This is a genomic window from Paenibacillus sp. YN15, assembly GCF_003285005.1.
GTDB lineage: Bacteria > Bacillota > Bacilli > Paenibacillales > NBRC-103111 > Paenibacillus_AR.
In genome coordinates this window covers 1-528 of sequence record NZ_QMFA01000113.1, presented here as the reverse complement: position 1 = coordinate 528, position 528 = coordinate 1, and the positions used below count along the sequence as shown (strand labels likewise).

At 57.4% G+C, this 528-nt stretch carries 1 protein-coding gene; it reads left to right on the top strand.

Translation table 11 applies throughout. The annotated features are described in order from the left end of the window. Positions 1–528: transposase family protein (locus tag DQG13_RS30385; protein ID WP_483874478.1), on the top strand; the 528-nt coding region annotated here is incomplete at both ends.

Sequence of the window (528 nt, the reverse complement as noted above, 5' to 3'; positions counted from 1 at the left end):
GGCCTTGTATACCGCGAAGTATCAAGGCAGCAACAACTGCCATTTTGCCGAGCTGCTTGACGAGCACGAGTCGTTGAAGATCAGCTCTTCCAGCGTCAGACGCATCCTGCTAACCGAAGGCATCAAGCAGGTGAAGCCACGCCGACGTGCAAAGGCGCATCCGCCTCGCCAACGCCGGGCACAAGCAGGTATGCTGTGGCAGATCGATGCGACGCCATACGCTTGGTTGGAGGACAGAGCCCCTGCATTCACCCTGCATGCTGCCATTGACGATGCGACAAGCACGGTCGTAGCCGCAGTATTCCGCCCCCATGAATGCCGGGAGGGCTACTCGCGGGTCATGCAACAGGGGATCCGAACCTATGGCGTACCCCTTGGCCTATACAGTGATCGGCATACGATCTTTCGCTCTCCGAATGAGAAGCTCACGGTCGAGCAGGAACTGGCCGGTGAAATCAAGCCGCTTTCCAACTTTGGCAAAGCCATGGCGGAGCTTCACATTGAACATATTAAAGCGGTGACGCCGCA